This window comes from Mycolicibacterium brumae (genome assembly GCF_025215495.1).
Lineage (GTDB): Bacteria > Actinomycetota > Actinomycetes > Mycobacteriales > Mycobacteriaceae > Mycobacterium > Mycobacterium brumae.
The window spans coordinates 1,984,009-2,007,514 of sequence record NZ_CP104302.1 but is presented as its reverse complement, the minus strand read 5'-3'; the positions used below and the strand labels follow the sequence as shown (position 1 = coordinate 2,007,514).

16 protein-coding genes, 3 rRNA genes and 2 pseudogenes are annotated in these 23,506 nt (G+C 67.6%); 18 read left to right on the top strand and 3 right to left on the bottom strand.

Annotated elements, in window-relative coordinates:
- The first annotated feature begins 63 nt into the window (after positions 1 to 63).
- From L2Z93_RS09760 to L2Z93_RS09750, 3 genes are all read left to right on the top strand, one after another.
- Positions 64 to 3,054, top strand: a complete 2,991-nt coding sequence (locus L2Z93_RS09760; protein WP_090585667.1) for an acyl-CoA synthetase — start codon at positions 64 to 66, stop codon at positions 3,052 to 3,054.
- Between the two features lie 79 nt (positions 3,055 to 3,133).
- Positions 3,134 to 3,604 (top strand): hypothetical protein, encoded by a 471-nt coding sequence (locus tag L2Z93_RS09755; RefSeq protein WP_090585664.1) that lies wholly within the window; start codon positions 3,134 to 3,136, stop codon positions 3,602 to 3,604.
- Entirely contained in the window at positions 3,605 to 3,805 is a 201-nt protein-coding gene (locus L2Z93_RS09750) for a Trm112 family protein (RefSeq protein WP_090585662.1), read from the top strand.
- On the opposite strand, the gene L2Z93_RS09745 is transcribed toward L2Z93_RS09750, so the two are convergent.
- The 3 genes and pseudogenes from L2Z93_RS09745 to L2Z93_RS09735 all read right to left on the bottom strand — a co-directional run bounded on the left by L2Z93_RS09745 (position 3,792) and on the right by L2Z93_RS09735 (position 5,475).
- On the bottom strand, positions 3,792 to 4,397 hold the full coding sequence (locus L2Z93_RS09745) for a TetR/AcrR family transcriptional regulator (RefSeq protein ID WP_234785997.1): 606 nt from the start codon (positions 4,395 to 4,397) through the stop codon (positions 3,792 to 3,794). The two genes, L2Z93_RS09750 and L2Z93_RS09745, sit on opposite strands and share 14 nt — an antisense overlap.
- Before the next feature lie 26 nt (positions 4,398 to 4,423).
- Positions 4,424 to 4,837, bottom strand: a pseudogene (locus L2Z93_RS09740) (ABC-2 transporter permease); the annotation flags it as partial.
- A complete protein-coding gene (locus L2Z93_RS09735) occupies positions 4,771 to 5,475 on the bottom strand; it encodes an ABC transporter ATP-binding protein (protein ID WP_370745796.1) in 705 nt (234 codons plus the stop codon). The gene L2Z93_RS09735 and the pseudogene L2Z93_RS09740, both read right to left, overlap by 67 nt.
- Here L2Z93_RS09735 and L2Z93_RS09730 point away from each other — a divergent pair.
- From L2Z93_RS09730 to L2Z93_RS09660, 15 genes and pseudogenes are all read left to right on the top strand, one after another.
- Positions 5,405 to 6,019, top strand: coding sequence for a DNA-3-methyladenine glycosylase (locus L2Z93_RS09730; RefSeq protein ID WP_090585757.1), 615 nt, complete (start codon positions 5,405 to 5,407; stop codon positions 6,017 to 6,019). The genes L2Z93_RS09735 and L2Z93_RS09730 overlap by 71 nt on opposite strands.
- Positions 6,020 to 6,036: 17 nt before the next feature.
- Complete coding sequence (tyrS, locus tag L2Z93_RS09725; RefSeq protein WP_090585658.1) at positions 6,037 to 7,314, top strand: tyrosine--tRNA ligase; 1,278 nt, start codon at positions 6,037 to 6,039, stop codon at positions 7,312 to 7,314.
- A 393-nt stretch (positions 7,315 to 7,707) separates the two neighbouring features.
- A 16S ribosomal RNA gene (locus L2Z93_RS09720) occupies positions 7,708 to 9,226 on the top strand.
- A gap of 448 nt (positions 9,227 to 9,674) precedes the next feature.
- Positions 9,675 to 12,793, top strand: a 23S ribosomal RNA gene (locus L2Z93_RS09715).
- Between the two features lie 233 nt (positions 12,794 to 13,026).
- A 5S ribosomal RNA gene (gene rrf / locus L2Z93_RS09710) occupies positions 13,027 to 13,139 on the top strand.
- The 16S, 23S and 5S rRNA genes sit together here, the layout of an rRNA operon.
- 220 nt (positions 13,140 to 13,359) lie before the next feature.
- Positions 13,360 to 14,184: a tetratricopeptide repeat protein gene (locus tag L2Z93_RS09705; RefSeq protein WP_090592102.1), complete on the top strand. Its 825-nt coding sequence runs from the start codon at positions 13,360 to 13,362 to the stop codon at positions 14,182 to 14,184.
- An 8-nt stretch (positions 14,185 to 14,192) separates the two neighbouring features.
- Positions 14,193 to 15,194, top strand: coding sequence for an HAD-IIA family hydrolase (locus L2Z93_RS09700; protein ID WP_090592098.1), 1,002 nt, complete (start codon positions 14,193 to 14,195; stop codon positions 15,192 to 15,194).
- A gap of 15 nt (positions 15,195 to 15,209) precedes the next feature.
- Positions 15,210 to 15,707, top strand: a complete 498-nt coding sequence (locus L2Z93_RS09695) for a hypothetical protein (protein ID WP_090592095.1) — start codon at positions 15,210 to 15,212, stop codon at positions 15,705 to 15,707.
- A 75-nt stretch (positions 15,708 to 15,782) separates the two neighbouring features.
- On the top strand, positions 15,783 to 15,953 hold the full coding sequence (locus L2Z93_RS09690; protein ID WP_090592091.1) for a hypothetical protein: 171 nt from the start codon (positions 15,783 to 15,785) through the stop codon (positions 15,951 to 15,953).
- Positions 15,954 to 15,958: 5 nt separating this feature from the next.
- On the top strand, positions 15,959 to 16,783 hold the full coding sequence (locus L2Z93_RS09685; RefSeq protein WP_090592087.1) for a TlyA family RNA methyltransferase: 825 nt from the start codon (positions 15,959 to 15,961) through the stop codon (positions 16,781 to 16,783).
- A gap of 17 nt (positions 16,784 to 16,800) precedes the next feature.
- Positions 16,801 to 17,724, top strand: coding sequence for an NAD kinase (locus L2Z93_RS09680; RefSeq protein ID WP_090592083.1), 924 nt, complete (start codon positions 16,801 to 16,803; stop codon positions 17,722 to 17,724).
- Between the two features lie 3 nt (positions 17,725 to 17,727).
- Positions 17,728 to 19,470 (top strand): DNA repair protein RecN, encoded by a 1,743-nt coding sequence (recN, locus tag L2Z93_RS09675; protein WP_090592078.1) that lies wholly within the window; start codon positions 17,728 to 17,730, stop codon positions 19,468 to 19,470.
- Positions 19,471 to 19,575: 105 nt separating this feature from the next.
- Entirely contained in the window at positions 19,576 to 20,760 is a 1,185-nt protein-coding gene (gene steA / locus L2Z93_RS09670; protein WP_090592075.1) for a putative cytokinetic ring protein SteA, read from the top strand.
- 9 nt (positions 20,761 to 20,769) lie between these two features.
- Entirely contained in the window at positions 20,770 to 21,711 is a 942-nt protein-coding gene (locus tag L2Z93_RS09665; RefSeq protein ID WP_090592071.1) for a copper transporter, read from the top strand.
- 117 nt (positions 21,712 to 21,828) lie between these two features.
- Positions 21,829 to 23,502 (top strand): annotated as a pseudogene (locus L2Z93_RS09660) (CTP synthase); the annotation flags it as partial.
- Positions 23,503 to 23,506: the final 4 nt, after the last annotated feature.

Here is a 23,506-nt window from a genome sequence, read left to right as displayed (position 1 = left end):
CCGGCGCTGTGCCACAATCGCTACACCTATCGGGTGCGAACGACGCAGGCAGGGGACTCAGTCGTGGATCTCAGTTTCTCCGCAGTGACCGGTCCGATCGAACGGCTGGTGGCCACCGCGCAGAACGGCCTGGAGGTGCTTCGCCTCGGCGGCCTGGAAACCGGGGCGGTGCCCTCGCCGTTCCAGATCGTCGAGAGCGTCCCGATGTACAAGCTGCGGCGCTACTTCCCGCCGGACAGCCGGCGCGGCGCGGATCCCTCGGGCCCGCCGGTGCTGATGGTGCACCCGATGATGATGTCGGCCAACATGTGGGACGTCACCAAGGCCGACGGCGCGGTCGGCATCCTGCACGCCGCCGGTCTGGACCCGTGGGTGATCGACTTCGGTGAGCCGGACAAGGTCGAAGGCGGCATGCGCCGCACCCTGACCGACCACATCGTGGCGCTTTCGGACGCCGTCGACACCATCAAGCGTGACACCGGCCAGGACGTGCACCTGGCCGGCTACTCCCAGGGCGGCATGTGGTCCTACCAGGTGGCGGCCTACCGCTCCGCCAAGGACCTGGCCAGCCTGATCACCTTCGGCTCACCGGTGGACACCCTGGCCGCGCTGCCGATGAACATCCCGCCGAACCTGGCCGCCTTCGGCGCAGATTTCATGGCCGAGCACGTGTTCAACCACCTCGACATCCAGGGCTGGATGGCGCGGATCGGGTTCCAGATGATGGACCCGGTCAAGACCGCCAAGTCGCGGCTGGACTTCCTGCGCCAGCTGCACGACCGGGAGGCGCTACTGCCGCGTGAGCAGCAACGCCGGTTCCTGGACTCCGAGGGCTGGATCGCCTGGTCCGGCCCGGCCATCGCCGAACTGCTCAAGCAGTTCATCGCGCACAACCGGATGATGACCGGCGGGTTCGCCATCAACGGCCAGCTGGTCACGCTCACCGACATCACCTGTCCGATCCTGTCCTTCGTCGGCGAGGTCGACGACATCGGCCAGCCCGCCGCGGTGCGCGGCATCCGGCGCGCCGCCCCCAACGCCGACGTGTACGAGGCCACCCTGCGGGCCGGCCACTTCGGGCTGGTGGTGGGTTCCAAGGCCGCTCAGATCACCTGGCCGACGGTCGCCGAATGGGTGCTGTGGCTCTCCGACCGCGGACCCAAGCCGGTGAACATCTCACCGATGCCCGAGCACACCGAGGGCAGCGGGGACAAGGGCGTGCCGCTGGCGGCCCGGGTGCTGGCCGGCATCGGCGGCGCGGGCGAGGTGGCGATGGCGGCCGCGCGCACCGCGACCGACGCGGTGCTGGCGGCCAACCGATCGATGCGCACCCTGGCCGTCGAAACCGTTCGCACGCTGCCGCGGTTGACGCGGTTGGGCCAGGTCAACGACCACACCCGGATCTCCCTCGGCCGGATCCTGGGGGAGCAGGCGCACGGCAACCCCGACGGTGAGTTCCTGCTGTTCGACGGCCGGGTGCACACCTACCAGGCCGTCGACCGTCGTATCGACAATGTGGTGCGCGGCCTGATCTCGGTCGGCGTGCGCCAGGGCGACCGGGTCGGGGTGCTGATGGAGACCCGGCCGTCGGCCCTGGTGGCGATCGCGGCGCTGTCCCGGTTGGGCGCCGTCGCGGTGCTGATGCCGCCGGACGGCGATCTGCCCCAGGCCGCCTCGCTCGGCGGCGTTTCCGAGATCCTCACCGACCCTGCCAACCTGGACCGCGCACGCGCGCTGCCGGCGCAGGTGCTGGTGCTCGGCGGTGGTGAGCATCGCGATCTGAACTTGCCGCCGGACGCCGATGTCATCGACATGGAGCAGATCGACCCGGATTCGGTGGAGCTGCCGGGCTGGTACCGGCCCAACCCGGGGTTGGCCAAGGACCGCGCGTTCGTGGCGTTCAGCCGGGTCGGCGGCCGACTGGTCGCCAAGGAGATCACCAACTTCCGGTGGGCGCTGTCGGCGTTCGGCACCGCGACCGCCGCCGCGCTGGACAGCCGGGACACCGTCTACTGCCTGACCCCGCTGCACCACCAGTCCGGCTTGCTGGTCGCCCTGGGCGGCGCGGTGGTCGGCGGCGCCCGGATCGCGCTGTCGCGCGGCCTGCAACCGGACCGCTTCGTGCACGAGGTCCGCCAGTACGGCGTCACCGTGGTCACCTACACCTGGGCCATGCTCGGCGAGGTCATCGACGACCCAGGCTTCTCCCTGCACGACGGAAACCACCCGGTGCGGCTGTTCATCGGGTCCGGCATGCCGACCGGGTTGTGGCGCCGCGTCACCGACGCTTTCGCCCCAGCGCAGGTGGTGGAGTTCTTCTCCACCACCGACGGCCAGGCCGTGCTGGCCAATGTCGCCGGGGTGAAGATCGGCTCGAAGGGCCGGCCGTTGCCGGGCGGCGGCGATATCGAACTGGCCGCCTACGACCCGGCCAAGGATCTGATCCTGGAGGGCGACGACGGCTTCGTACAGGTCGCCGAGCCCGACGAGGTCGGGGTGCTGCTGTCCCGTCCCCGCGGACCGGTCGATCCCGGCGCGGCGGTCAAGCGGGGGGTCTTCGCCCCGGCCGACACCTGGGTGTCCAGCGAGTCGTTGTTCCGCCGCGACGCCGACGGCGACTTCTGGATGGTCGGCAGCCGCACCGCGGTCATGCGGACCGCCCGCGGCCCGGTGTTCGCCGAGCCGATCACCGACGCCGTCAGCCTGATTCCGGCGGTCGACCTGGCGGTCACCTACGGGGTGACGACCCCGCACGGGGAGCTGGCGGTCACCGCGGTCACCACCCGCCCCGGCGCCAGCATCACCCCGGCGGACCTAGAGGACGCCTTCGCGAACCTGGTGGTCGGATTGCCACCCGACATCGTGCACGTCGTCGCCGAGCTGCCGCTTTCGTCGTCCTACCGGCCGGAGTCGGCGGCACTGCGCGAGGCCGGGGTTCCGATGACCAGCCGGCACGGCTGGCGGCTGGACCCCGAGACCGCCAAGTACGTCCGGCTGACTCCCGCCGCGCGGTCCAAACTGGTGGCCGACCCGGCCGGCCGGCCCGAACAGTAACGACATCGGGCCGGGAACCGACAGCGCTGTTAGAGTCGCGGGACAGCCACGTCACGCGAGCGGAAGAGGAGCCGACGGTATGTCTTCGCACAGCACACGTCGCAGGTCCTGGCGGCGGATCGCCGCGGCGACGGGAGCGTCCGTCGCGCTTGGCGCCGCGACGCTGTTCGCCGCCCCGTCCGCGAGCGCCGATGTGCTCGACGACCTGGCCGCGCAGTACTCGACGGGCGCCGGCGCCGGGCAGGTCGCCAACCTGCTGAACAAGGCGATCACCATGCGCGCCCAGGGCATCAATCCCTCCCCGGCGAGCCTGGCCGCGGTGAAATCCGCGATGGACCGGGGCCCGAGCCAGAAGTCGCTGATCGAGGCGCTGGAGGGTGTCGTCAGCTTCCAGATGAAGAAGGCCGACCAGTACGGCATCAGCAGCGGACCGCCGACGGTGGAGCCGGTCGGCCCGCCGGCCGGGCCGTTCAATGAGAATCAGCCCGGCAATCCGGGGAACCCGATGACCGACGTGGACGGTCCGTTCGGGATGCCGGGCCGCGCCTAGATGGACGCCGAGCTCCTGGAGATCCTGGTCTGCCCGGCCGATCGCGGCCCGCTGCTCGCGGCGGAGTCCGATTCCGGGCCGGTGCTCTACAACCCGCGGCTGCGCCGTGCCTATCCCGTCGAGGACGGCATCCCGGTGCTGCTGGTCGATGAGGCCCGCGACGTCGACGACGCCGAGCACGCCCGGCTCACCGCGTCGTGATCTCTCCGGTGAAATAGCGCTGCAGGTTCGGGGCGATGGTCTCGATGACCTGCTCCAACGGCAGGCCGGCGAACGGCTGCAATTCCAGGATGTGCCGCGCCATCAGCACACCCAGGACCTGGGTGACGGCGAACTCCGCGCGGATGATCCCGGTCCCGGCCGGATCATCGATGCGCGGCACGACGGCCTGGGTCACCACATCGCGCAGGAACGCGCCGATCATGCCCGGTGAACCACCGGCCAGCGCGTCACGCAGGATGGCCTTGAGCCGCGGGCCCAGCTCCGAATCCCACATGGTCAGCACCACGGTGGCGACCGTGTGGCCCAGCTGTTCGGTCGGGGCGGCCGACAGCGCGGTGATGATCCGCTGGGGGTCCACCGGGATGTCGACGGCGGCGGCGAACAACTGCGCCTTGGAGCCGAAGTAGTGGTGCACCAGCGCCGGGTCGACGTTCGCTTCCGCGGCGATGCCCCGGATGGTCGTTCCGTTGGCGCCGTTTCGGGCGAACATCTCCCGCGCGGTGGTCAGGATCCGGGCGCGGGTGTCGGAGCCGCCGGCCGGCCGGCCGGGCCGGCGGGCTTCGACGCTCACGGCGTCCGCCGGCGCAGGGTGGCCGCCGCCAGGGCGAGCGCCGCGACGGAGAAGGCCGTGCCGTAGCCGCCGAGCAGGTCGATCCGGCGCAGCGGGGTGACCAGCAGCCGCTCCAGGGTTCCCGATGCGCGTTCGCGTTGCATGGAGATCGCGGTGATGAGGAACATCAGCAGCATCGGCAGCAGCCCGAGCACGATCAGGCACGCGGTGTCGAATGGCGCCGGGCCGCGCGGTGGCGCCGGCACGTCGCTGAACATGAAGTAGAGCAGGGTGATCAGCAGCGACGGCACCACCACGATCATCGCCATGCTGCGGTGATCGGCGCGCAGCTGGCGCAGGATCCGGGCGGTGGTGGCCAGGTACGGCCGCGCGGTCAGCCGGCGGCGTGGGCGGTGGCGCGGGTGATGACGGTCAGGAACGCGTCCTCCAGCGACTCGCATTGGGTGTCCTTTCGTAGCCGGTCGGCGGTGGTGTGCGCCAGCACTTGGCCGTCGCGCAGCAGCAGCAGGTCCGAGCAGTGATCGGCCTCGTCCATCACGTGGCTGGAGACCAGCAGGGTGACCCCGCGGCGGGACAGCGCGGTGAACCGCTCCCACAGCTCCACCCGCAGCACCGGGTCCAGGCCGACGGTGGGTTCGTCGAGGACCAGCAGTTCTGGGTCGCCGACCAGTGCGCACGCCAGCGACACCCGGCTGCGCTGGCCGCCGGAGAGGTTGCCGCAGTAGCTGTCGCGTTGGCCGCCCAGGCCGACGGCATCGGCGGTCTCGGAGGCGTGGTCGGCAGGCACGCCGTACAGCGCGGCGAAGTAGCGAACGTTGTCGATGACCTTGAGGTCGTTGTAGACGGCGGGGTTCTGGGTGACGTAGCCGACCCGGTGCCGCAGCGCCGCGGAGCCCGCGGGTTCGCCGAGCACGGTGACGCTGCCGCCGGCGTTGATCTGGGTGCCGACGACCGCGCGCATCCGCCCTCGCGCCGCCGGCGTCAAGCACCGGGCACAATCGACTCCGATGACCGGACTCGAGGTGCTGCGTGGCGATCCGGTCGAGACTGCCCGGGCGCTGCTCGGCGCCCGCCTGATCGGCCGCGGTGTGACGGCGCAGGTGGTGGAGGTGGAGGCCTATGGCGGCCCGGCTGACGGCCCCTGGCCGGACCCCGCGGCGCATTCGTTCCCCGGCCCGACGGCGCGCAACGCGGTGATGTTCGGGTCGGCGGGGCGGCTCTACACCTACCGCAGCCACGGCATCCACGTCTGCGCCAACGTCGTCTGCGGTCCGGATGGCGTCGCCGCCGCGGCGCTGCTGCGGGCCGCCATCATCACCGCCGGAACCGAAGCCGCGCAGGCCCGGCGGGGCCCGGTCGCGACCCCCGCGCTGGCCCGCGGCCCGGGAAACCTCTGCGCGGCGCTCGGCGTCACCATGGACGACAACGGCCTGGACCTGTTCGACCCGGCCGCGCCCATCCGGCTGGAGCTGGCCGATCGCGCGGCCCCCGTCGCGGCCGGCCCGCGGGTGGGCGTCAGCAAGGCCGCCGACCGTCCATGGCGGTTCTGGACTCCCGATGTGACGGAAGTCTCGGCCTATCGGCGCAGCCCGAGAGCCCCGTCGCCGGGCCTCGGGGACTGATGCGGGAAGATCGGCGCATGACCATTCTCGACGAGTTGAGCTGGCGCGGACTGATCGCGCAGTCCACCGACATCGACGCGCTGGCCGCCGAGATCGCCCGCGGCCCGATCACCGTCTACGCGGGATTCGACCCGACCGCGCCCAGCCTGCACGCCGGACATCTGGTGCCGTTGCTGGCGCTGCGGCGGTTCCAGCGCGCCGGGCATCGGCCCATCGTGATGGCCGGCGGCGCCACCGGACTGATCGGCGACCCCCGGGATGTGGGGGAGCGCACCCTGCACGACGGGGACGTGGTCGCCGAGTGGTCCGAACGGATTCGCGGCCAGCTGGAGCGGTTCGTGGACTTTGACGACTCGCCGGCCTCGGCGGTCGTGGAGAACAACCTGAATTGGACCGCGCAACTGTCGGCGATCGAGTTCCTGCGCGACCTCGGCAAGCACTTCTCGGTGAACGTGATGCTCGACCGGGACACCATCCGCCGCCGCCTCGAGGGCGACGGCATCTCCTACACCGAATTCAGCTACATGCTGCTGCAGGCCAACGACTTCGTGCAGCTGCACCGACGGCACGACTGCCGACTGCAGGTCGGCGGCTCGGACCAGTGGGGGAACATCATCGCCGGCGTTCGGCTGGTCCGGCAGATGTGCGGGGAGTCGGTGCACGCCCTGACGGTGCCGCTGGTGACCGCCAGCGACGGGACCAAATTCGGCAAGTCCACCGGCGGCGGCAGCCTGTGGCTGAACCCGGAGATGACCAGCCCGTACGCCTGGTACCAGTACTTCATCAACACCGCCGACGCCGACGTCGTCCGCTACCTGCGCTGGTTCACCTTCCTCACCCGCGAGGAACTCGACGAGTTGGACGAGATCACCCGAGACCGCCCGCAGGAGCGGGCCGCGCAACGCCGACTGGCCCGCGAACTCACCACCCTGGTGCACGGCGAGCAGGCGACAGCACAGGTCGAGCTGGCCAGCCAGGCGCTGTTCGGCCGGGCCGAGCTCACCGACCTCGACGAGCCGACCCTGGCCGCCGCCCTGACCGAGGCCGGCGGCAACGAGGTGGCCGAACTGGCGTCCGGAGCGCCGGACACCATCGTCGATCTGCTGGTGTCCACCGGGCTGTGCCCCAGCCGCGGCGCGGCCAAGCGGACGGTCGCCGAAGGTGGGGCGTCGGTCAACAACGTGCGGGTCAGCGGCGACGATTGGACGCCCCAGCCCGGCGACTTCCTGCACGGCCGCTGGCTGGTGCTGCGCCGAGGCAAGCGCAATGTCGCCGGGGTCCGCCGGGTCGGCTGAGCCCGACGCTCACGAAAACCGTCCTCTACCAGGCGATTTGACTCCCTGTTTGCAAGGACGTAACTTATCTCAGGTCAGCGCGACCGGCCAGACCGGACAAGCCGACAATCCCCCGGGAATAGACCTGCTCCGCAGGGCGTTCCCAACAGTCCGGACGACGAGATTCGGCCCGCAAGGCCGAGGGGAACTCGTGCGGCCTGAAACAGGGTGACAGCCTGTTGTTTGAGAACTCAATAGTGTGTTTGGTGGTTTTTGTTTGTTGTTGTTTTTTGCCATGCTCTGATACCCCCGTGTTGGGGTGTGGTTTTGTTTTTTTGATGCCAGTTTTTGGTGTCTTTTTGCTTTGATCGAGTTTTTCTGATTGGAGACTGTCCCGGTTTGTCCGGGGGTTTTTGTTTGGAGAGTTTGATCCTGGCTCAGGACGAACGCTGGCGGCGTGCTTAACACATGCAAGTCGAACGATGAAGCCTTCGGGTGGATTAGTGGCGAACGGGTGAGTAACACGTGGGTGATCTGCCCTGCACTCTGGGATAAGCCTGGGAAACTGGGTCTAATACCGGATATTTCCTATCGATCGCATGGTTGGTGGGGGAAAGCTTTTGCGGTGTGGGATGGGCCCGCGGCCTATCAGCTTGTTGGTGGGGTGATGGCCTACCAAGGCGACGACGGGTAGCCGGCCTGAGAGGGTGTCCGGCCACACTGGGACTGAGATACGGCCCAGACTCCTACGGGAGGCAGCAGTGGGGAATATTGCACAATGGGCGCAAGCCTGATGCAGCGACGCCGCGTGGGGGATGACGGCCTTCGGGTTGTAAACCTCTTTCAGTACCGACGAAGCGCAAGTGACGGTAGGTACAGAAGAAGCACCGGCCAACTACGTGCCAGCAGCCGCGGTAATACGTAGGGTGCGAGCGTTGTCCGGAATTACTGGGCGTAAAGAGCTCGTAGGTGGTTTGTCGCGTTGTCCGTGAAAACTCACAGCTTAACTGTGGGCGTGCGGGCGATACGGGCAGACTGGAGTACTGCAGGGGAGACTGGAATTCCTGGTGTAGCGGTGGAATGCGCAGATATCAGGAGGAACACCGGTGGCGAAGGCGGGTCTCTGGGCAGTAACTGACGCTGAGGAGCGAAAGCGTGGGGAGCGAACAGGATTAGATACCCTGGTAGTCCACGCCGTAAACGGTGGGTACTAGGTGTGGGTTTCCTTCCTTGGGATCCGTGCCGTAGCTAACGCATTAAGTACCCCGCCTGGGGAGTACGGCCGCAAGGCTAAAACTCAAAGGAATTGACGGGGGCCCGCACAAGCGGCGGAGCATGTGGATTAATTCGATGCAACGCGAAGAACCTTACCTGGGTTTGACATGCACAGGACGACTGCAGAGATGTGGTTTCCCTTGTGGCCTGTGTGCAGGTGGTGCATGGCTGTCGTCAGCTCGTGTCGTGAGATGTTGGGTTAAGTCCCGCAACGAGCGCAACCCTTGTCTCATGTTGCCAGCACGTTATGGTGGGGACTCGTGAGAGACTGCCGGGGTCAACTCGGAGGAAGGTGGGGATGACGTCAAGTCATCATGCCCCTTATGTCCAGGGCTTCACACATGCTACAATGGCCGGTACAAAGGGCTGCGATGCCGTAAGGCGGAGCGAATCCTTCTAAAGCCGGTCTCAGTTCGGATCGGGGTCTGCAACTCGACCCCGTGAAGTCGGAGTCGCTAGTAATCGCAGATCAGCAACGCTGCGGTGAATACGTTCCCGGGCCTTGTACACACCGCCCGTCACGTCATGAAAGTCGGTAACACCCGAAGCCGGTGGCCTAACCCCTTGTGGGAGGGAGCTGTCGAAGGTGGGATCGGCGATTGGGACGAAGTCGTAACAAGGTAGCCGTACCGGAAGGTGCGGCTGGATCACCTCCTTTCTAAGGAGCACCGATACCGAAAAGGTTCCCCCACCCCGTCTATAGGGACGGATCCGGTGGTTGGGATACATGCCAGTTCTCTGTAGTGGAGTGCTGGTGGGTGCGCGACAAACAAACGTTGACCGGGGAACGGGGATCGTTCTTCCTGGTGCCGCCAGACACACTGTTGGGTCCTGAGACAACAGGCCCGCAGGCCCACCCCCTCGAATGTGAGGATTGAGGGTGGGTGCTGGCTCCCGACTGCAGGCGTGATCGTTGTGATCGGCGTGGGTGGTTGGGGGTCTTGGTTGTCGCCTCGCTTGGTGGTGGGGTGTGGTGTTTGATTTGTGGATAGTGGTTGCGAGCATCAAGCCGCACGTGTGCCGGCATGTTCTTGCCTTTGGGTGAGGAGTGTTGGTGGTGTGGTTTGTTGTAGTGTGATTTTTTTCTCATTTTTTGGTTTTTTGTGTTGTAAGTGTTTAAGGGCGCATGGTGGATGCCTTGGCACTGGGAGCCGATGAAGGACGTGGGAGGCTGCGATATGCCTCGGGGAGCTGTCAACCGTGCTGTGATCCGAGGATGTCCGAATGGGGAAACCCGGCGCGAGTGATGTCGTGTCACCCTGCACTGAATGTATAGGTGTTGGGGAGGTAACGCGGGGAAGTGAAACATCTCAGTACCCGTAGGAAGAGAAAACAATTGTGATTCCGTGAGTAGTGGCGAGCGAAAGCGGAGGATGGCTAAACCGTGTGCATGTGATACCCGGCGGGGGTTGTGTGCGTGGTGTTGTGGGACTTTTCTTCTTCAGCCCGCCGGCTGGAGCAGGAGTGAGAAATCGTTGTGTTAGTCGAAGTGGCTTGGGATGGCCTGCCGTAGACGGTGAGAGCCCGGTAGACGAAAACATGATGACTCCTGTGGATTGTTCCCGAGTAGCAGCGGGCCCGTGGAATCTGCTGTGAATCTGCCGGGACCACCCGGTAAGCCTGAATACTACCCAGTGACCGATAGCGGATTAGTACCGTGAGGGAATGGTGAAAAGTACCCCGGGAGGGGAGTGAAATAGTACCTGAAACCGTGCGCTTACAATCCGTCAGAGCCTTCGTTTTTAACGTGGGGTGATGGCGTGCCTTTTGAAGAATGAGCCTGCGAGTCAGGGACATGTCGCGAGGTTAACCCGGGTGGGGTAGCCGTAGCGAAAGCGAGTCTGAATAGGGCGTATCCACGTTTGTGGTGTAGTGGCGTGTTCTGGACCCGAAGCGGAGTGATCTACCCATGGCCAGGGTGAAGCGCGGGTAAGACCGCGTGGAGGCCCGAACCCACTTAGGTTGAAGACTGAGGGGATGAGTTGTGGGTAGGGGTGAAAGGCCAATCAAACTCCGTGATAGCTGGTTCTCCCCGAAATGCATTTAGGTGCAGCGTCACATGTTGCGTGCTGGAGGTAGAGCTACTGGATGGCCGATGGGCCCTACTAGGTTACTGACGTCAGCCAAACTCCGAATGCCGGTACGTGTAAGTGTGGCAGTGAGACGGCGGGGGATAAGCTCCGTGCGTCGAGAGGGAAACAGCCCAGATCGCCGGCTAAGGCCCCTAAGTGTGTGCTAAGTGGAAAAGGATGTGCAGTCGCGAAGACAACCAGGAGGTTGGCTTAGAAGCAGCCACCCTTGAAAGAGTGCGTAATAGCTCACTGGTCAAGTGATTGTGCGCCGACAATGTAGCGGGGCTCAAGCACACCGCCGAAGCCGCGGCAATACCGCAAGGTATTGGGTAGGGGAGCGTCCTGCATCCGGTGAAGCAGCCGTGTGAACGAGTTGTGGAGGGTGTGGGAGTGAGAATGCAGGCATGAGTAGCGAATAGGCAAGTGAGAACCTTGCCCGCCGAAAGACCAAGGGTTCCTGGGCCAGGCCAGTCCTCCCAGGGTGAGTCGGGACCTAAGGCGAGGCCGACAGGCGTAGTCGATGGACAACGGGTTGATATTCCCGTACCCGTGTGTGAGCGTCCCTGATGAATCCGTTCTGCTAACCGCCCAAAGAGTGGCCTAACTTTCCCTTCGGGGATAAGAGGGTCGCTGGCTGCGCGGGACCCGGGCGGGTAGTAGTCAAGCGATGGGGTGACGCAGGAAGGTAGCCGTACCAGTCAGTGGTAATACTGGGGCAAGCCTGTAGCACGAACGATAGGCAAATCCGTCGTTCATTTGTGTGAGAGGTGACGCATAGCCGATTGAGGCGAATTCGGTGATCCTATGCTGCCAAGAAAAGCCTCTAGCGAGTCCGCACACGGCCCGTACCCCAAACCAACACAGGTGGTCAGGTAGAGAATACTAAGGCGTACGAGTGAACTATGGTTAAGGAACTCGGCAAAATACCCCCGTAACTTCGGGAGAAGGGGGACCGGAATACCGTCAAGGCCTTCGCGGCCGGCAGCGGGATCCGGTGGCACAAACCAGTGAGAAGCGACTGTTTACTAAAAACACAGGTCCGTGCGAAGTCGCAAGACGATGTATACGGACTGACGCCTGCCCGGTGCTGGAAGGTTAAGAGGACCGGTTAGCAAACTTCGGTTTGCGAAGCTGAGAATTTAAGCCCCAGTAAACGGCGGTGGTAACTATAACCATCCTAAGGTAGCGAAATTCCTTGTCGGGTAAGTTCCGACCTGCACGAATGGCGTAACGACTTCTCAACTGTCTCAACCATAGACTCGGCGAAATTGCACTACGAGTAAAGATGCTCGTTACGCGCGGCAGGACGAAAAGACCCCGGGACCTTCACTACAACTTGGTATTGATGTTCGGTACGGTTTGTGTAGGATAGGTGGGAGACTGTGAAACCCGCACGCCAGTGTGGGTGGAGTCATTGTTGAAATACCACTCTGATCGTATTGGACCTCTAACTTCGGACCGTATATCCGGTCCAGGGACAGTGCCTGGTGGGTAGTTTAACTGGGGCGGTTGCCTCCTAAAATGTAACGGAGGCGCCCAAAGGTTCCCTCAACCTGGATGGCAATCAGGTGTTGAGTGTAAGTGCACAAGGGAGCTTGACTGCGAGACTTACAAGTCGAGCAGGGACGAAAGTCGGGACTAGTGATCCGGCACCTCTGAGTGGAAGGGGTGTCGCTCAACGGATAAAAGGTACCCCGGGGATAACAGGCTGATCTTCCCCAAGAGTCCATATCGACGGGATGGTTTGGCACCTCGATGTCGGCTCGTCGCATCCTGGGGCTGGAGCAGGTCCCAAGGGTTGGGCTGTTCGCCCATTAAAGCGGCACGCGAGCTGGGTTTAGAACGTCGTGAGACAGTTCGGTCTCTATCCGCCGCGCGCGTCAGAAGCTTGAGGAAATCTGTCCCTAGTACGAGAGGACCGGGACGGACGAACCTCTGGTATACCAGTTGTCCCACCAGGGGCACCGCTGGATGGCCACGTTCGGACAGGATAACCGCTGAAAGCATCTAAGCGGGAAACCTCTTCCAAGACCAGGCTTCTCACCCTCTAGGAGGGATAAGGCCCCCCGCAGACCACGGGATCGATAGGCCAGACCTGCACGCCTAGCAATAGGTTCAGGGAACTGGTACTAACCGGCCGAAAACTTACAACACCCCACACACTCGTATGGGAAACAGTAAGCCAACAATATGACGCACAAAAACACGCACGCGCAACCACACAATCCATAAACCCACCCCCTCACCAGGGAGTGGGCGCCACACCCCCCACCAAAAACACCACACACCGGCACACGGTGAGTGACACGGGAACACCTGGGCCGGCAGCAACAGCGCCACCCACCAGATATCCCGCACACCACCACACCGGACAAATGAATAGAGTTACGGCGGCCACAGCGGCAGGGAAACGCCCGGACCCATCCCGAACCCGGAAGCTAAGCCTACCAGCGCCGATGATACTGCCCACACGGGTGGAAAAGTAGGACACCGCCGAACACACACAAAACCCCCGAAGCAATTCGGGGGTTTTGTAATTCCACAACCATTTCGGGATCGCGTTTATCGCCAAGCTTTTGCGAATTGCATATAGAGGCTCATCCGAACTGGATGTGGCCGCCACACGGGGGTCATCAGTGGCGACATCCCAGGTGAGGCAAGATCGGGCCTGGCGGGGCCGTATCCTGATAGGCGCCAATTTTCATAGCGAAGGGTTCACGTGGTCGACAACAGTCAGGGCGGCGAACGCCGTCCGTTCCGCGGCGGCAAGCCGGGAGGTCCCCGCGGCCAGGAACGTCGCGGCGGTAGGCCCGACGCCAACCGAGGCTCCGGTCAATTCCGTGACCGTCGAGGCCCGTCCGACCGCGATGATCGTCCGGAACCTCAGGGCCCGGCCATCCCCGCCGACATCGAGGCCCGCGATTTGGCGCCCGAGGTCCGCCGCGAACTGAGCACCCTGAGCAAGAACACCGCCGACACCATCGCCCGGCACCTGGTGGCCGCCGGCGCTCTGCTGGACGAGGACCCTGAGGCCGCACTCGCGCACGCCCAGGCCGCGCGCACGCGCTCCGGGCGGATTCCAGCCATCCGCGAGGCCGTCGGCATTGCCGCCTACCGGTGCGGCGACTGGAGCCAGGCGCTCGCAGAGTTCCGGGCGGCACGCCGGATGGGCAGCAAGTCCACCCTGTTGCCGCTGATCGCCGACTGCGAGCGCGGGGTCGGCCGGCCCGAGAAGGCCATCGAGTTGTCCAAGTCCCCGGAGGCCGCCGAACTGACCGGCGCCGCCGCCGACGAGCTGCGCATCGTGGTCGCCGGCGCCCGCGCCGACCTCGGCCAGCTCGACCAGGCACTGGCGGTGCTGAGCTCACCGGCGCCCGACGCAGACGGCGTCGGTGAGATGGCGGCCCGGCTGGCCTACGCCTACGCCGACACACTCCTCGCGCTGGACCGTCGCGACGAGGCCCTGCAGTGGTTCCTGCGGGCCGCGGACGCCGACGTCGAAGGCGTCACCGACGCCGAAGACCGCATCAGCGAACTGGCCTGAGCAGCGTAATGCCCAACTTCGCCGAGACCTTCGACGCTCTGCTGCTCGATCTCGACGGCACCGTTTTCACCGGTCACGAGCCCACGCCGGACGCGGTGGACATACTGGACCGGGTTCGGGCCCGTACGCTGTGGGTGACCAACAACGCCTCGCGCAACGCCGAGCAGGTCGCCGATCACCTGGGGTCCATGGGCTTCGCTGCCCAGCCCGCCGACGTGGTCACCAGCGCGCAGGCCGCCGCCGCCCTGCTCGCGCAGCGTCTGTCCGCCGGCGCCCGGGTGCTGGTGATCGGCAGCGCGGCCCTGGCCGGTGAGATCAGCGCCGTCGGGCTGACCCCGGTGGGTTCGGCCGCCGAGGCCCCGGTGGCCGTCGTGCAGGGCTATTCCGCGGACATCGGCTGGACCGATCTGGCCGAGGCGTCGCTGGCGGTGCACGCCGGCGCGCTATGGGTGGCCACTAACACCGACCTGACCCTGCCATCGGACCGCGGCGGCATGCTGCCCGGCAACGGCACCCTGGTCGCCGCGGTCGCCACCGCCACCGGGGTGCGACCCGAGGTGGCCGGCAAACCCGAACCCACATTGATGCGCGCCGCCCTGTCCCGGGGCGAATTCCGTGCCCCGCTGGTGGTCGGGGACCGGCTCAACACCGACATCGCCGGCGCCAACGGCGTCGGCCTGCCCAGCCTGGCGGTGCTGACCGGAGTGTGCGACCCGGCCCAGCTGGCCGTCGCAATCCCGGCCGAACGCCCCACCTTCCTGACCCATGACCTGCGCGGCCTGTTCACCGACATCGAGTCCGCGCGGATCGGCCCGCAGCCGTCCTGGCGTGCCGAGCACAATGCCGACGAGATCACCCTGCGTTGCGCCGGCGAACCCGATGACGACGGCCTGGGCGCGGTCCGGGTGGCCGTCGCCGCGCTGTGGGAAGCAGCCGACGACGGCCGGGGCACGCGGCTCGTCGCCGGGGATGAAACCGCGGCGAACGCACTGCGACGCTGGTCGCTGTAACCCGGGAAGGACGCGGTGACCCGACAACTCCCGCTTCGCTGGATCGGCGCCGCGGTGGCGGCGTCGGTTGCCCTCGCCGGCTGCGGGACCGGAGATCCCCCCGCGCGCACCGGTGAGCGGACCCCCGCGCAAACTGACCGGATCCGGCACGACCTGGAGCCCCTGGCCAGCCGTTTCCCCGAGATCGGGGACCCGATCTCGGCCACCTGGATCGGCGGCGCGCTCGGCGTGGCGACCGACACCCGGGTGAGTGTGCCTGGGCCGTCGGCCTACATCGTCGAGGCGATCATCGACCTGCAGCCGAGCACCGCCGACGCGCTGCGGCGAAAGTACGCGCCCGCGGCCGTCGGCGAGACCCCAGACCTCGATGACCGGCTGGCCGCGTATGCGCCCAGCGGGCCTTTTCTCACCGGCGCCGCGCTGAATGAGGCGCTGAGCAACACCGACTGGCGCTCGGCGGCCTACCTGCAGGACGGCTCGGACACCTTGGTGCTGCGTTCGTTCGACGACTGATCGAACGCGGAGGGACTGCCGGGGCACACGGCGACGCCGGTCACCGCAAGGCCATCGACTACCGTTGGACCCGCTATGAGTACTGATCCGGACGAGATCCGCGCGCGGGTGGCCGAGCTGCTCGCCGACCTGCCCGACCTGGACGCCGAGCTGCTGGCCGACACCGACGTCGAAGAACTGGCCCGACGCCTGGAACAGGCCCACGAGATGTTGGTCGCTGCCCTGGAATCGGTCGAGAAAGGCTGATCGCCGTGACCCGGCGCGCCCGCGTCGACGCCGAGCTGGTGCGTCGGGGCCTGGCCCGATCCCGCCAGCAGGCCGCCGAGTTGATCGGCGCCGGGCGGGTCCGCATCGACGGGATGCCCGCCGCCAAACCCGCCACTGCCATCCCGGTCACCGCCGCGCTGACCGTCGACCCCGGCGAACGCAGCTGGGTGTCGCGCGGCGCCCACAAGCTGATCGGCGCGCTGGACACCTTCGGCATCGCCGTCGACGGCCGGCGCTGCCTGGACGCCGGAGCGTCCACCGGCGGATTCAGCGAGGTGCTGCTGGACCGCGGCGCCGCGCACATCGCGGCCGTCGACGTCGGCTACGGGCAGCTGGCCTGGCCGGTGCGCTCCGATGAACGCGTCGCCGTCTTCGAGCGCACCAACGTCCGCGAGATCACCCCGGAATCCATCGGCGGAGCCGTCGACCTTGTGGTCGCCGACCTGTCCTTCATCTCGCTGGCCACGGTGTTGCCGGCGTTGACCGGCTGCGCCGACGACAACGCCGACATCGTGCCGATGGTCAAACCGCAATTCGAGGTCGGCAAGGGCCAGGTGGGACCCGGCGGGGTGGTCTCCGACCCGCAGCTTCGGGCCTCCGCGGTGCTGTCGGTGGCTGCGAAATCCGCCGAGTTGGGCTGGCAGGCCGTCGGCGTCACCGCATCCCCGCTGCCCGGCCCGTCGGGCAATGTCGAATACTTCCTGTGGCTACGCCGCACCCACGCCGACGACGAGAAGTCCCCGGCGCCGCTGGCCGGTGCGGACCTGGAGTCCGCCATCGCCCGCGCCGTCGCCGAGGGACCCCAGTGAACTCCCGGAGAGAACAGATGAACGCCGAACGCTATGTCCTGCTCGTCGTGCACACCGGCCGCGAAGCGGCGACCGAGGTGGGCCGCAAGGTGGAGAAGACCCTCGGCGAGCACGGTATCGGACTGCGGGTGCTCTCGGCCGAGGCGGTCGACCGGGGCACGGTGCACCTGGCGCCCGACGACATGCGCGCCCTCGGGGTGGAGATCGACGTCGTCGACCCCGACGAGGCGGCCGCAGTCGGCGCGGAGCTGGTGCTGGTGCTCGGCGGCGACGGCACCTTCCTGCGCGGCGCCGAACTGGCCCGTAACGCGGGCATCCCGGTGCTCGGGGTCAACCTGGGCCGGATCGGATTCCTGGCCGAAGCCGAGGCCGACGCCATCGATGAGGTGCTGAACCGGATCGTCCGCCGCGACTACCACGTCGAGCCCCGGATGACGCTGGACATCGCCATCCGGCGCGACGGCGAGGTCATCGACCGCGGCTGGGCCCTCAACGAGGCCAGCCTGGAGAAGACCCCGCGACTCGGGGTGCTCGGCGTGGTGCTGGAGATCGACGGCCGCCCGGTGTCGACGTTCGGCTGCGACGGTGTGCTGGTGTCCACCCCGACCGGATCGACGGCGTACGCGTTCTCGGCCGGTGGCCCGGTGCTGTGGCCCGACCTGGAGGCGATCCTGGTGGTGCCCAACAACGCCCACGCGCTGTTCGGCCGGCCGATGGTGACCAGTCCCCGCGCCACCGTCGCCATCGAGATCGAGGCGAGCGGGCACGACGCGCTGGTGTTCTGCGACGGTCGCCGGGACATGGTGGTGCCGGCCGGCGGGCGCCTCGAGATCCGCCGCAGCGCCATCTCGATGCAGTGGGTGCGCCTGGACAGCGCTCCGTTCACCGACCGGCTGGTGCACAAGTTTCAGCTGCCGGTGTCCGGGTGGCGGGGCCAGTAACCCGTGCTGGTCGAGATTCGCATTTCTTCCCTGGGCGCCATCAAAGCCGCCGAGGCCGCTTTCGATCGCGGCCTGACCGTGCTGACCGGCGAGACCGGCGCCGGCAAGACCATGGTGGTGACCGGGTTGCATCTGCTCGGCGGCGCGCGCGCGGACGCCGACCGGATCCGCTCCGGCGCCAACCGCGCCGTCGTCGAGGGCCGGTTCAGCACCGACGACGCGGACCCCGCCTTGGCGGCCCGGGTCGAGGAGCTGCTGGAGGGCGCCGGCGCGGACCGCGACGACGACGGCAGCGTCATCGCCATGCGGTCGGTGAACCGAGACGGGCCGTCGCGGGCCACCCTCGGCGGGCGCAGCGTGCCGGCCCGGACGCTCGGCGCGTTCACCACCGAGTTGTTGACCCTGCACGGGCAGAACGATCAGTTGCGGTTGATGCGCGCCGACGAGCAGCGCGCCGCGCTGGACCGCTACGCCGACGTCGCTGCGCTGCTGGAGCGCTACCGCAGCGCGCGCGCCACCTGGCGGGCCGCGCGCAAGGACCTGCTGGAGCGCACCGAACGAGCCCGGGAACTGGCCCAGGAAGCCGACCGGTTGAAGTTCGCGCTGACCGAGATCGACGCCGCGGACCCCGAGCCGGCCGAGGACGACGCCCTGGTCGCCGACATCCGCCGGCTCTCCGAACTCGACGCGCTGCGGGACGCGGCGGCCGTCGCCCGCGCCGCGCTGTCCGGCGACCCGGATGACCCCAGCCCCGGCGGCGCCGCCTCGGCGATCGCCGCGGCCCGCGCCGCGCTGGCGGGCAGCGACGACCGGGTGCTCTCCGGGCTGGCCGGCCAGCTCGACGGGGCCCTCGCCGTGGTCGGCGAGGTGGCCCGCGAGGTCGGCGATTACCTGTCCGGGCTGCCCACCGACGCGTCGGCACTGGAGACGAAGCTGGCGCGCCAGGCCGAACTACGCGCGTTGACCCGCAAGTACGCCGCCGATATCGACGGGGTGCTGGCCTGGGCCGCCGACGCCCGGGCGCGGCTGAGCCACCTCGACGTTTCCGAGGAGGCGCTCTCCGCGCTGGCCCAGCAGGTCGCCGAGCTCGGCGCGAAGGTCGCCGCGGCGGCGGCGAAGCTGACCGCGGCCCGCACCAAGGCCGCCTCCGATCTGGCCAGGGCGGTCACCGCGGAACTGGCCGGGCTGGCGATGGCCGACGCCGAGTTCACCGTCACGGTCTCGGCGCTGCCGGCGCCGGTCGATGACCCGGCTCCGCTGACGCTGCCGGACGGATCCACGGTGAGCGCCGGGCCGGACGGCGCGGACCTGGTGGAGTTCGGGTTCACCGCGCACCGCGCCAACGGCGTGCTGCCGCTGGCCCGCAGCGCCTCCGGCGGTGAGCTGTCCCGGGTGATGCTGGCGCTGGAGGTGGTGCTGGCGGCCTCGGACACCGGCGCGACGATGGTTTTCGACGAGGTCGACGCGGGTGTCGGCGGCCGCGCGGCGGTGCAGATCGGCCGCCGGCTGGCCCGATTGGCCCGCACCCATCAGGTCATCGTCGTCACGCACCTGCCGCAGGTCGCCGCCTACGCCGACACCCATCTCGTGGTGACGCCGGCCGGTGGTGGCGCCAGTGAGGTGCGCACCCTCGACGCCGACGAACGGGTGGCCGAGTTGGCCCGGATGCTGGCCGGGCTGAGCGATTCCGACACCGGCCGGGCGCACGCCCGGGAGCTGCTGGAGGCAGCCCAGAGCGAACGCTGAGCCCCCAACAAACCGTGTTACTAATGTGACGGTTTGTGACTTATGTGGCTGAAGTTGCGGCGCGCCTCCCGGCGAATCGGTGTTCAGGCGACACAATCGGGCGTCATGAAGATGTCTGCGCTGATGTCCCGCAATGCAGGATCCCGCCCCGGCGTCACCGGCACCGCCCGCGTCGATCGTGACGTCGACCGGTTGCTGCGCAGGCTGGAGCCCGGCGACATCGTGGTGCTCGACATCCTCGACCTGGACCGAGTCACCGCCGACGCGCTGGTCGACGCCCGGGTCTCCGGCGTCGTCAACGCCTCGTCCTCGATCTCCGGCCGCTACCCGAACCTCGGACCCGAGGTGCTGGTCGCCAACGGCATCACCCTGATCGACGACACTGGCGCCGAGGTGTTCAAGAAGGTCAAGGACGGCAGCCGGGTGCGGCTGCACAACGGCGGGGTCTACCACGGCGACCGTCGGTTGATCCTCGGCCAGGAGCGCAACGACGAGGAGATCTCCGACCGCATGCACGAGGCCAAGAGCGGCCTCGTCGAGCATCTGGAGGCCTTCGCCGGCAACACCATCGAGTTCATCCGCAGCGAGAGCCCGCTGCTGATCGACGGCATCGGCATCCCCGACATCGACGTCGACCTGTACCGCCGGCACGTCGTGGTGGTGGCCGAGGAGTCCGGCGCCGCCGACGACCTGCGCGCCCTCAAACCGTTCATCAAGGAGTACCACCCGGTGCTGATCGGCGTCGGCGGTGGCGCCGACGTGCTGCGCAAGGCCGGCTACCGCCCGCAGCTGATCGTCGGCGACCCGGAGCGGATCAGCGCAGAGGTGCTCAAATGCGGCGCCCAGGTGGTGCTGCCCGCCGACGCCGACGGGCACGCCCCCGGCCTGGAGCGCATCCAGGACCTCGGGGTCGGCGCCATGACCTTCCCGGCCGCCGGATCCGCGGCGGACCTGGCGCTGCTGCTGGCCGACCACCACGGCGCCTCGCTGATCGTGACCGCCGGCCACACCGCCAGCATCGAGGAGTTCTTCGATCGCACTCGCCAGCGCAGCAACCCCTCGACCTTCCTGACCCGGCTCAAGGTCGGGGAGAAGCTGGTCGACGCCAAGGCCGTCGCCACCCTGTACCGCAGCCGGATCTCCGGCGGCGCGGTCGCCATGCTGGTGCTGGCGATGTTGGTGGCCGTCGTCGTCGCGCTGTGGGTCTCCCGCACCGACGTCGTCGTGCTGGACTGGATCGCCGACCACTGGAACCGCTTCACGCTGTGGGTCCAGCACCTCGTCAGCTAGCCAACCGCCGTGATTTCCCTTCGCTCACACGCCATTTCGCTGGCCGCGGTGTTCCTCGCGCTGGCCATCGGGGTCATGCTCGGCTCCGGACTGCTCTCGGAAAATCTGCTGTCGTCGATGCGCGCGGAGAAGCGTGACCTGCACGGCCAGATCAACTCGCTCAATGACCAGAAGAACCTGCTGAACCAGAAGCTCACCGCCGCCGACGATTTCAACACCCAGATGGCGCCGCGGATCGTGCGCGACGCGCTGCGCGACACGTCGGTGGTCTTGATCCGCACCCCGGACGCCTCCGACGACGACATGGAGGCCATCCGCCGGGTGATCGGCGTGGCCGGCGGTTCGGTGACTTCCACGGTCGCGCTGACCGAGGAGTTCGTCGCCGCCAACTCCGCGGAGAAACTGAACACCGTCGTCGACACCGTCGTGCTGCCGGCGGGCGCCCAGCTGCAGACCAACTTCGTCGACCAGGGATCCCGCGCCGGCGACCTGCTCGGCATCGCGCTGCTCACCGACCGCAATCCGGACGCCCCGACGGTGTCCGAGGAACAGCGCGAGGTGGTGCTGACCGCGCTGCGCGACACCGGCTTCCTGACCTACCCGGACAAGACCTTCGGAGCGGCCAACAGCGCGGTCATCGTCACCGGCGGCCCGCTGGGCGACGACGCCGGAAACCAGGGCTCCACGGTGGCCCGGTTCGCCGCGGCGATGGCCCCGCGCGGCTCGGGCACGGTGCTGGCCGGCCGCGACGGCTCCGGCAGCGGGACCGGCGCGGTGGCGGTGGTGCGCGCCGACGAGGCGCTGGCCCGCGCGGTCACCACCGTCGACGACATCGACACGGAGGCCGGCCGGCTCACCGCCGTGCTCGCGCTGCAGCAACTCAAGGGCGAAAGCCGCACCGGTCAGTACGGCGTCGGCCCCGGCGCGACGTCGCTGACCGTTCCGCAGTAACCCCGCCCGGCGCGTTGGCGCCCGGTTCGCCGGGTCGGTGTTAGGGTGAACTCCCGTGGGTCGGCAGGCCCAGCAAGTCGATGCGTCGACCTGCGTCCAGGACCACGGAGGTTGTTCTTGCCATCGTTTCGCAAGCACCAGCAAACCGTCACCAAGCACATCTTTGTCAGCGGTGGCGTGGTTTCCTCGCTGGGCAAAGGCCTCACCGCCAGCAGCCTCGGCCAGCTGCTGACCGCGCGCGGGCTCGCGGTGACGATGCAGAAGCTCGACCCGTACCTCAACGTCGATCCCGGCACCATGAACCCGTTCCAGCACGGTGAGGTGTTCGTCACCGAGGACGGCGCCGAAACCGACCTCGACATCGGGCACTACGAGCGCTTCCTGGACCGGGATCTGTCCGGTTCGGCGAACGTGACCACCGGCCAGGTGTACTCCACGGTCATCGCCAAGGAACGCCGCGGCGACTACAACGGCGACACCGTCCAGGTGATCCCGCACATCACCGACGAGATCACCCGCCGCATCATGCTGATGGGTGAGCCGGACACGGACGGGAACCGTCCCGACGTGGTCATCACCGAGATCGGCGGCACCGTCGGCGACATCGAATCGCTGCCGTTCCTGGAGGCCGCCCGCCAGGTGCGCCACCAGGTCGGCCGGGACAACTGCTTCTTCCTGCACGTGTCGCTGGTGCCGTTCCTCAAGCCGTCCGGCGAGCTCAAGACCAAGCCCACCCAGCACTCGGTGGCCGCGCTGCGCAGCATCGGCATCACCCCCGACGCTTTGATCCTGCGCTGCGATCGCGACGTGCCGGAGCCGCTGAAGAACAAGATCGCGTTGATGTGCGACGTGGACGTCGACGGTGTCATCTCCACCCCGGACGCGCCGTCGATCTACGACATCCCCAAGGTGCTGCACCGCGAGGAACTCGACGCCTATGTGGTGCGGCGGCTGAACCTGCCGTTCCGCGACGTGGACTGGACCGAGTGGGACGACCTGCTGCAGCGGGTGCACGAGCCGCAGGAGACCGTCCGAATTGCGTTGGTGGGCAAGTACATCGACCTGTCGGACGCCTATCTGTCGGTGGCCGAGGCGCTGCGCGCCGGCGGCTTCAAACACCGCACCCGGGTGGAACTGCGCTGGGTCGCCTCCGATGACTGCGAGACCCCGGCCGGCGCCGCCGCCGCGCTCGGCGACGTGCACGGCGTGCTGATCCCGGGCGGGTTCGGCATCCGCGGCATCGAAGGCAAGATCGGCGCGGTGCGCTACGCCCGCACCCACGGCGTGCCGCTGTTCGGCTTGTGCCTGGGGCTGCAGTGCATCGTGATCGAAGCCGCCCGCACCGCCGGGGTGGCGCAGGCCAGCTCCGAGGAATTCGATCCGGAGACCCCGGACCCGGTGATCTCCACCATGGCCGACCAGCGCGAGATCGTCGCCGGCGACGCCGATCTCGGCGGCACCATGCGGCTGGGCGCCTACCCCGCCGTGCTGGACGAGGGTTCCGTGGTGGCCCGCGCGTACGGGTCCACCGAGGTTTCCGAGCGGCACCGGCACCGCTACGAGGTGAACAACGCCTTCCGCGACAAGATCGCCGAGAGCGGTCTGGTGTTCTCCGGCACCTCCCCGGACGGGCACCTGGTGGAGTTCGTCGAGTACCCGTTCGACGTGCACCCGTTCCTGGTCGGCACCCAGGCGCACCCGGAGCTCAAGAGCCGACCGACGCGCCCGCACCCCCTGTTCGCCGCGTTCATCCAGGCGGCCATCGACTACAAGGCGGCCGAGCGGCTTCCGCTGG

Coding starts and splice junctions, on each gene's coding strand:
- L2Z93_RS09755 (WP_090585664.1), top strand. CDS start 3,134: ATGTCTTCGCACAGCACACGTCGCAGGTCCTGGCGGCGGATCGCCGCG.
- L2Z93_RS09750 (WP_090585662.1), top strand. CDS start 3,605: ATGGACGCCGAGCTCCTGGAGATCCTGGTCTGCCCGGCCGATCGCGGC.
- L2Z93_RS09730 (WP_090585757.1), top strand. CDS start 5,405: ATGACCGGACTCGAGGTGCTGCGTGGCGATCCGGTCGAGACTGCCCGG.
- tyrS (WP_090585658.1), top strand. CDS start 6,037: ATGACCATTCTCGACGAGTTGAGCTGGCGCGGACTGATCGCGCAGTCC.
- L2Z93_RS09700 (WP_090592098.1), top strand. CDS start 14,193: ATGCCCAACTTCGCCGAGACCTTCGACGCTCTGCTGCTCGATCTCGAC.
- L2Z93_RS09690 (WP_090592091.1), top strand. CDS start 15,783: ATGAGTACTGATCCGGACGAGATCCGCGCGCGGGTGGCCGAGCTGCTC.
- L2Z93_RS09680 (WP_090592083.1), top strand. CDS start 16,801: ATGAACGCCGAACGCTATGTCCTGCTCGTCGTGCACACCGGCCGCGAA.
- steA (WP_090592075.1), top strand. CDS start 19,576: ATGAAGATGTCTGCGCTGATGTCCCGCAATGCAGGATCCCGCCCCGGC.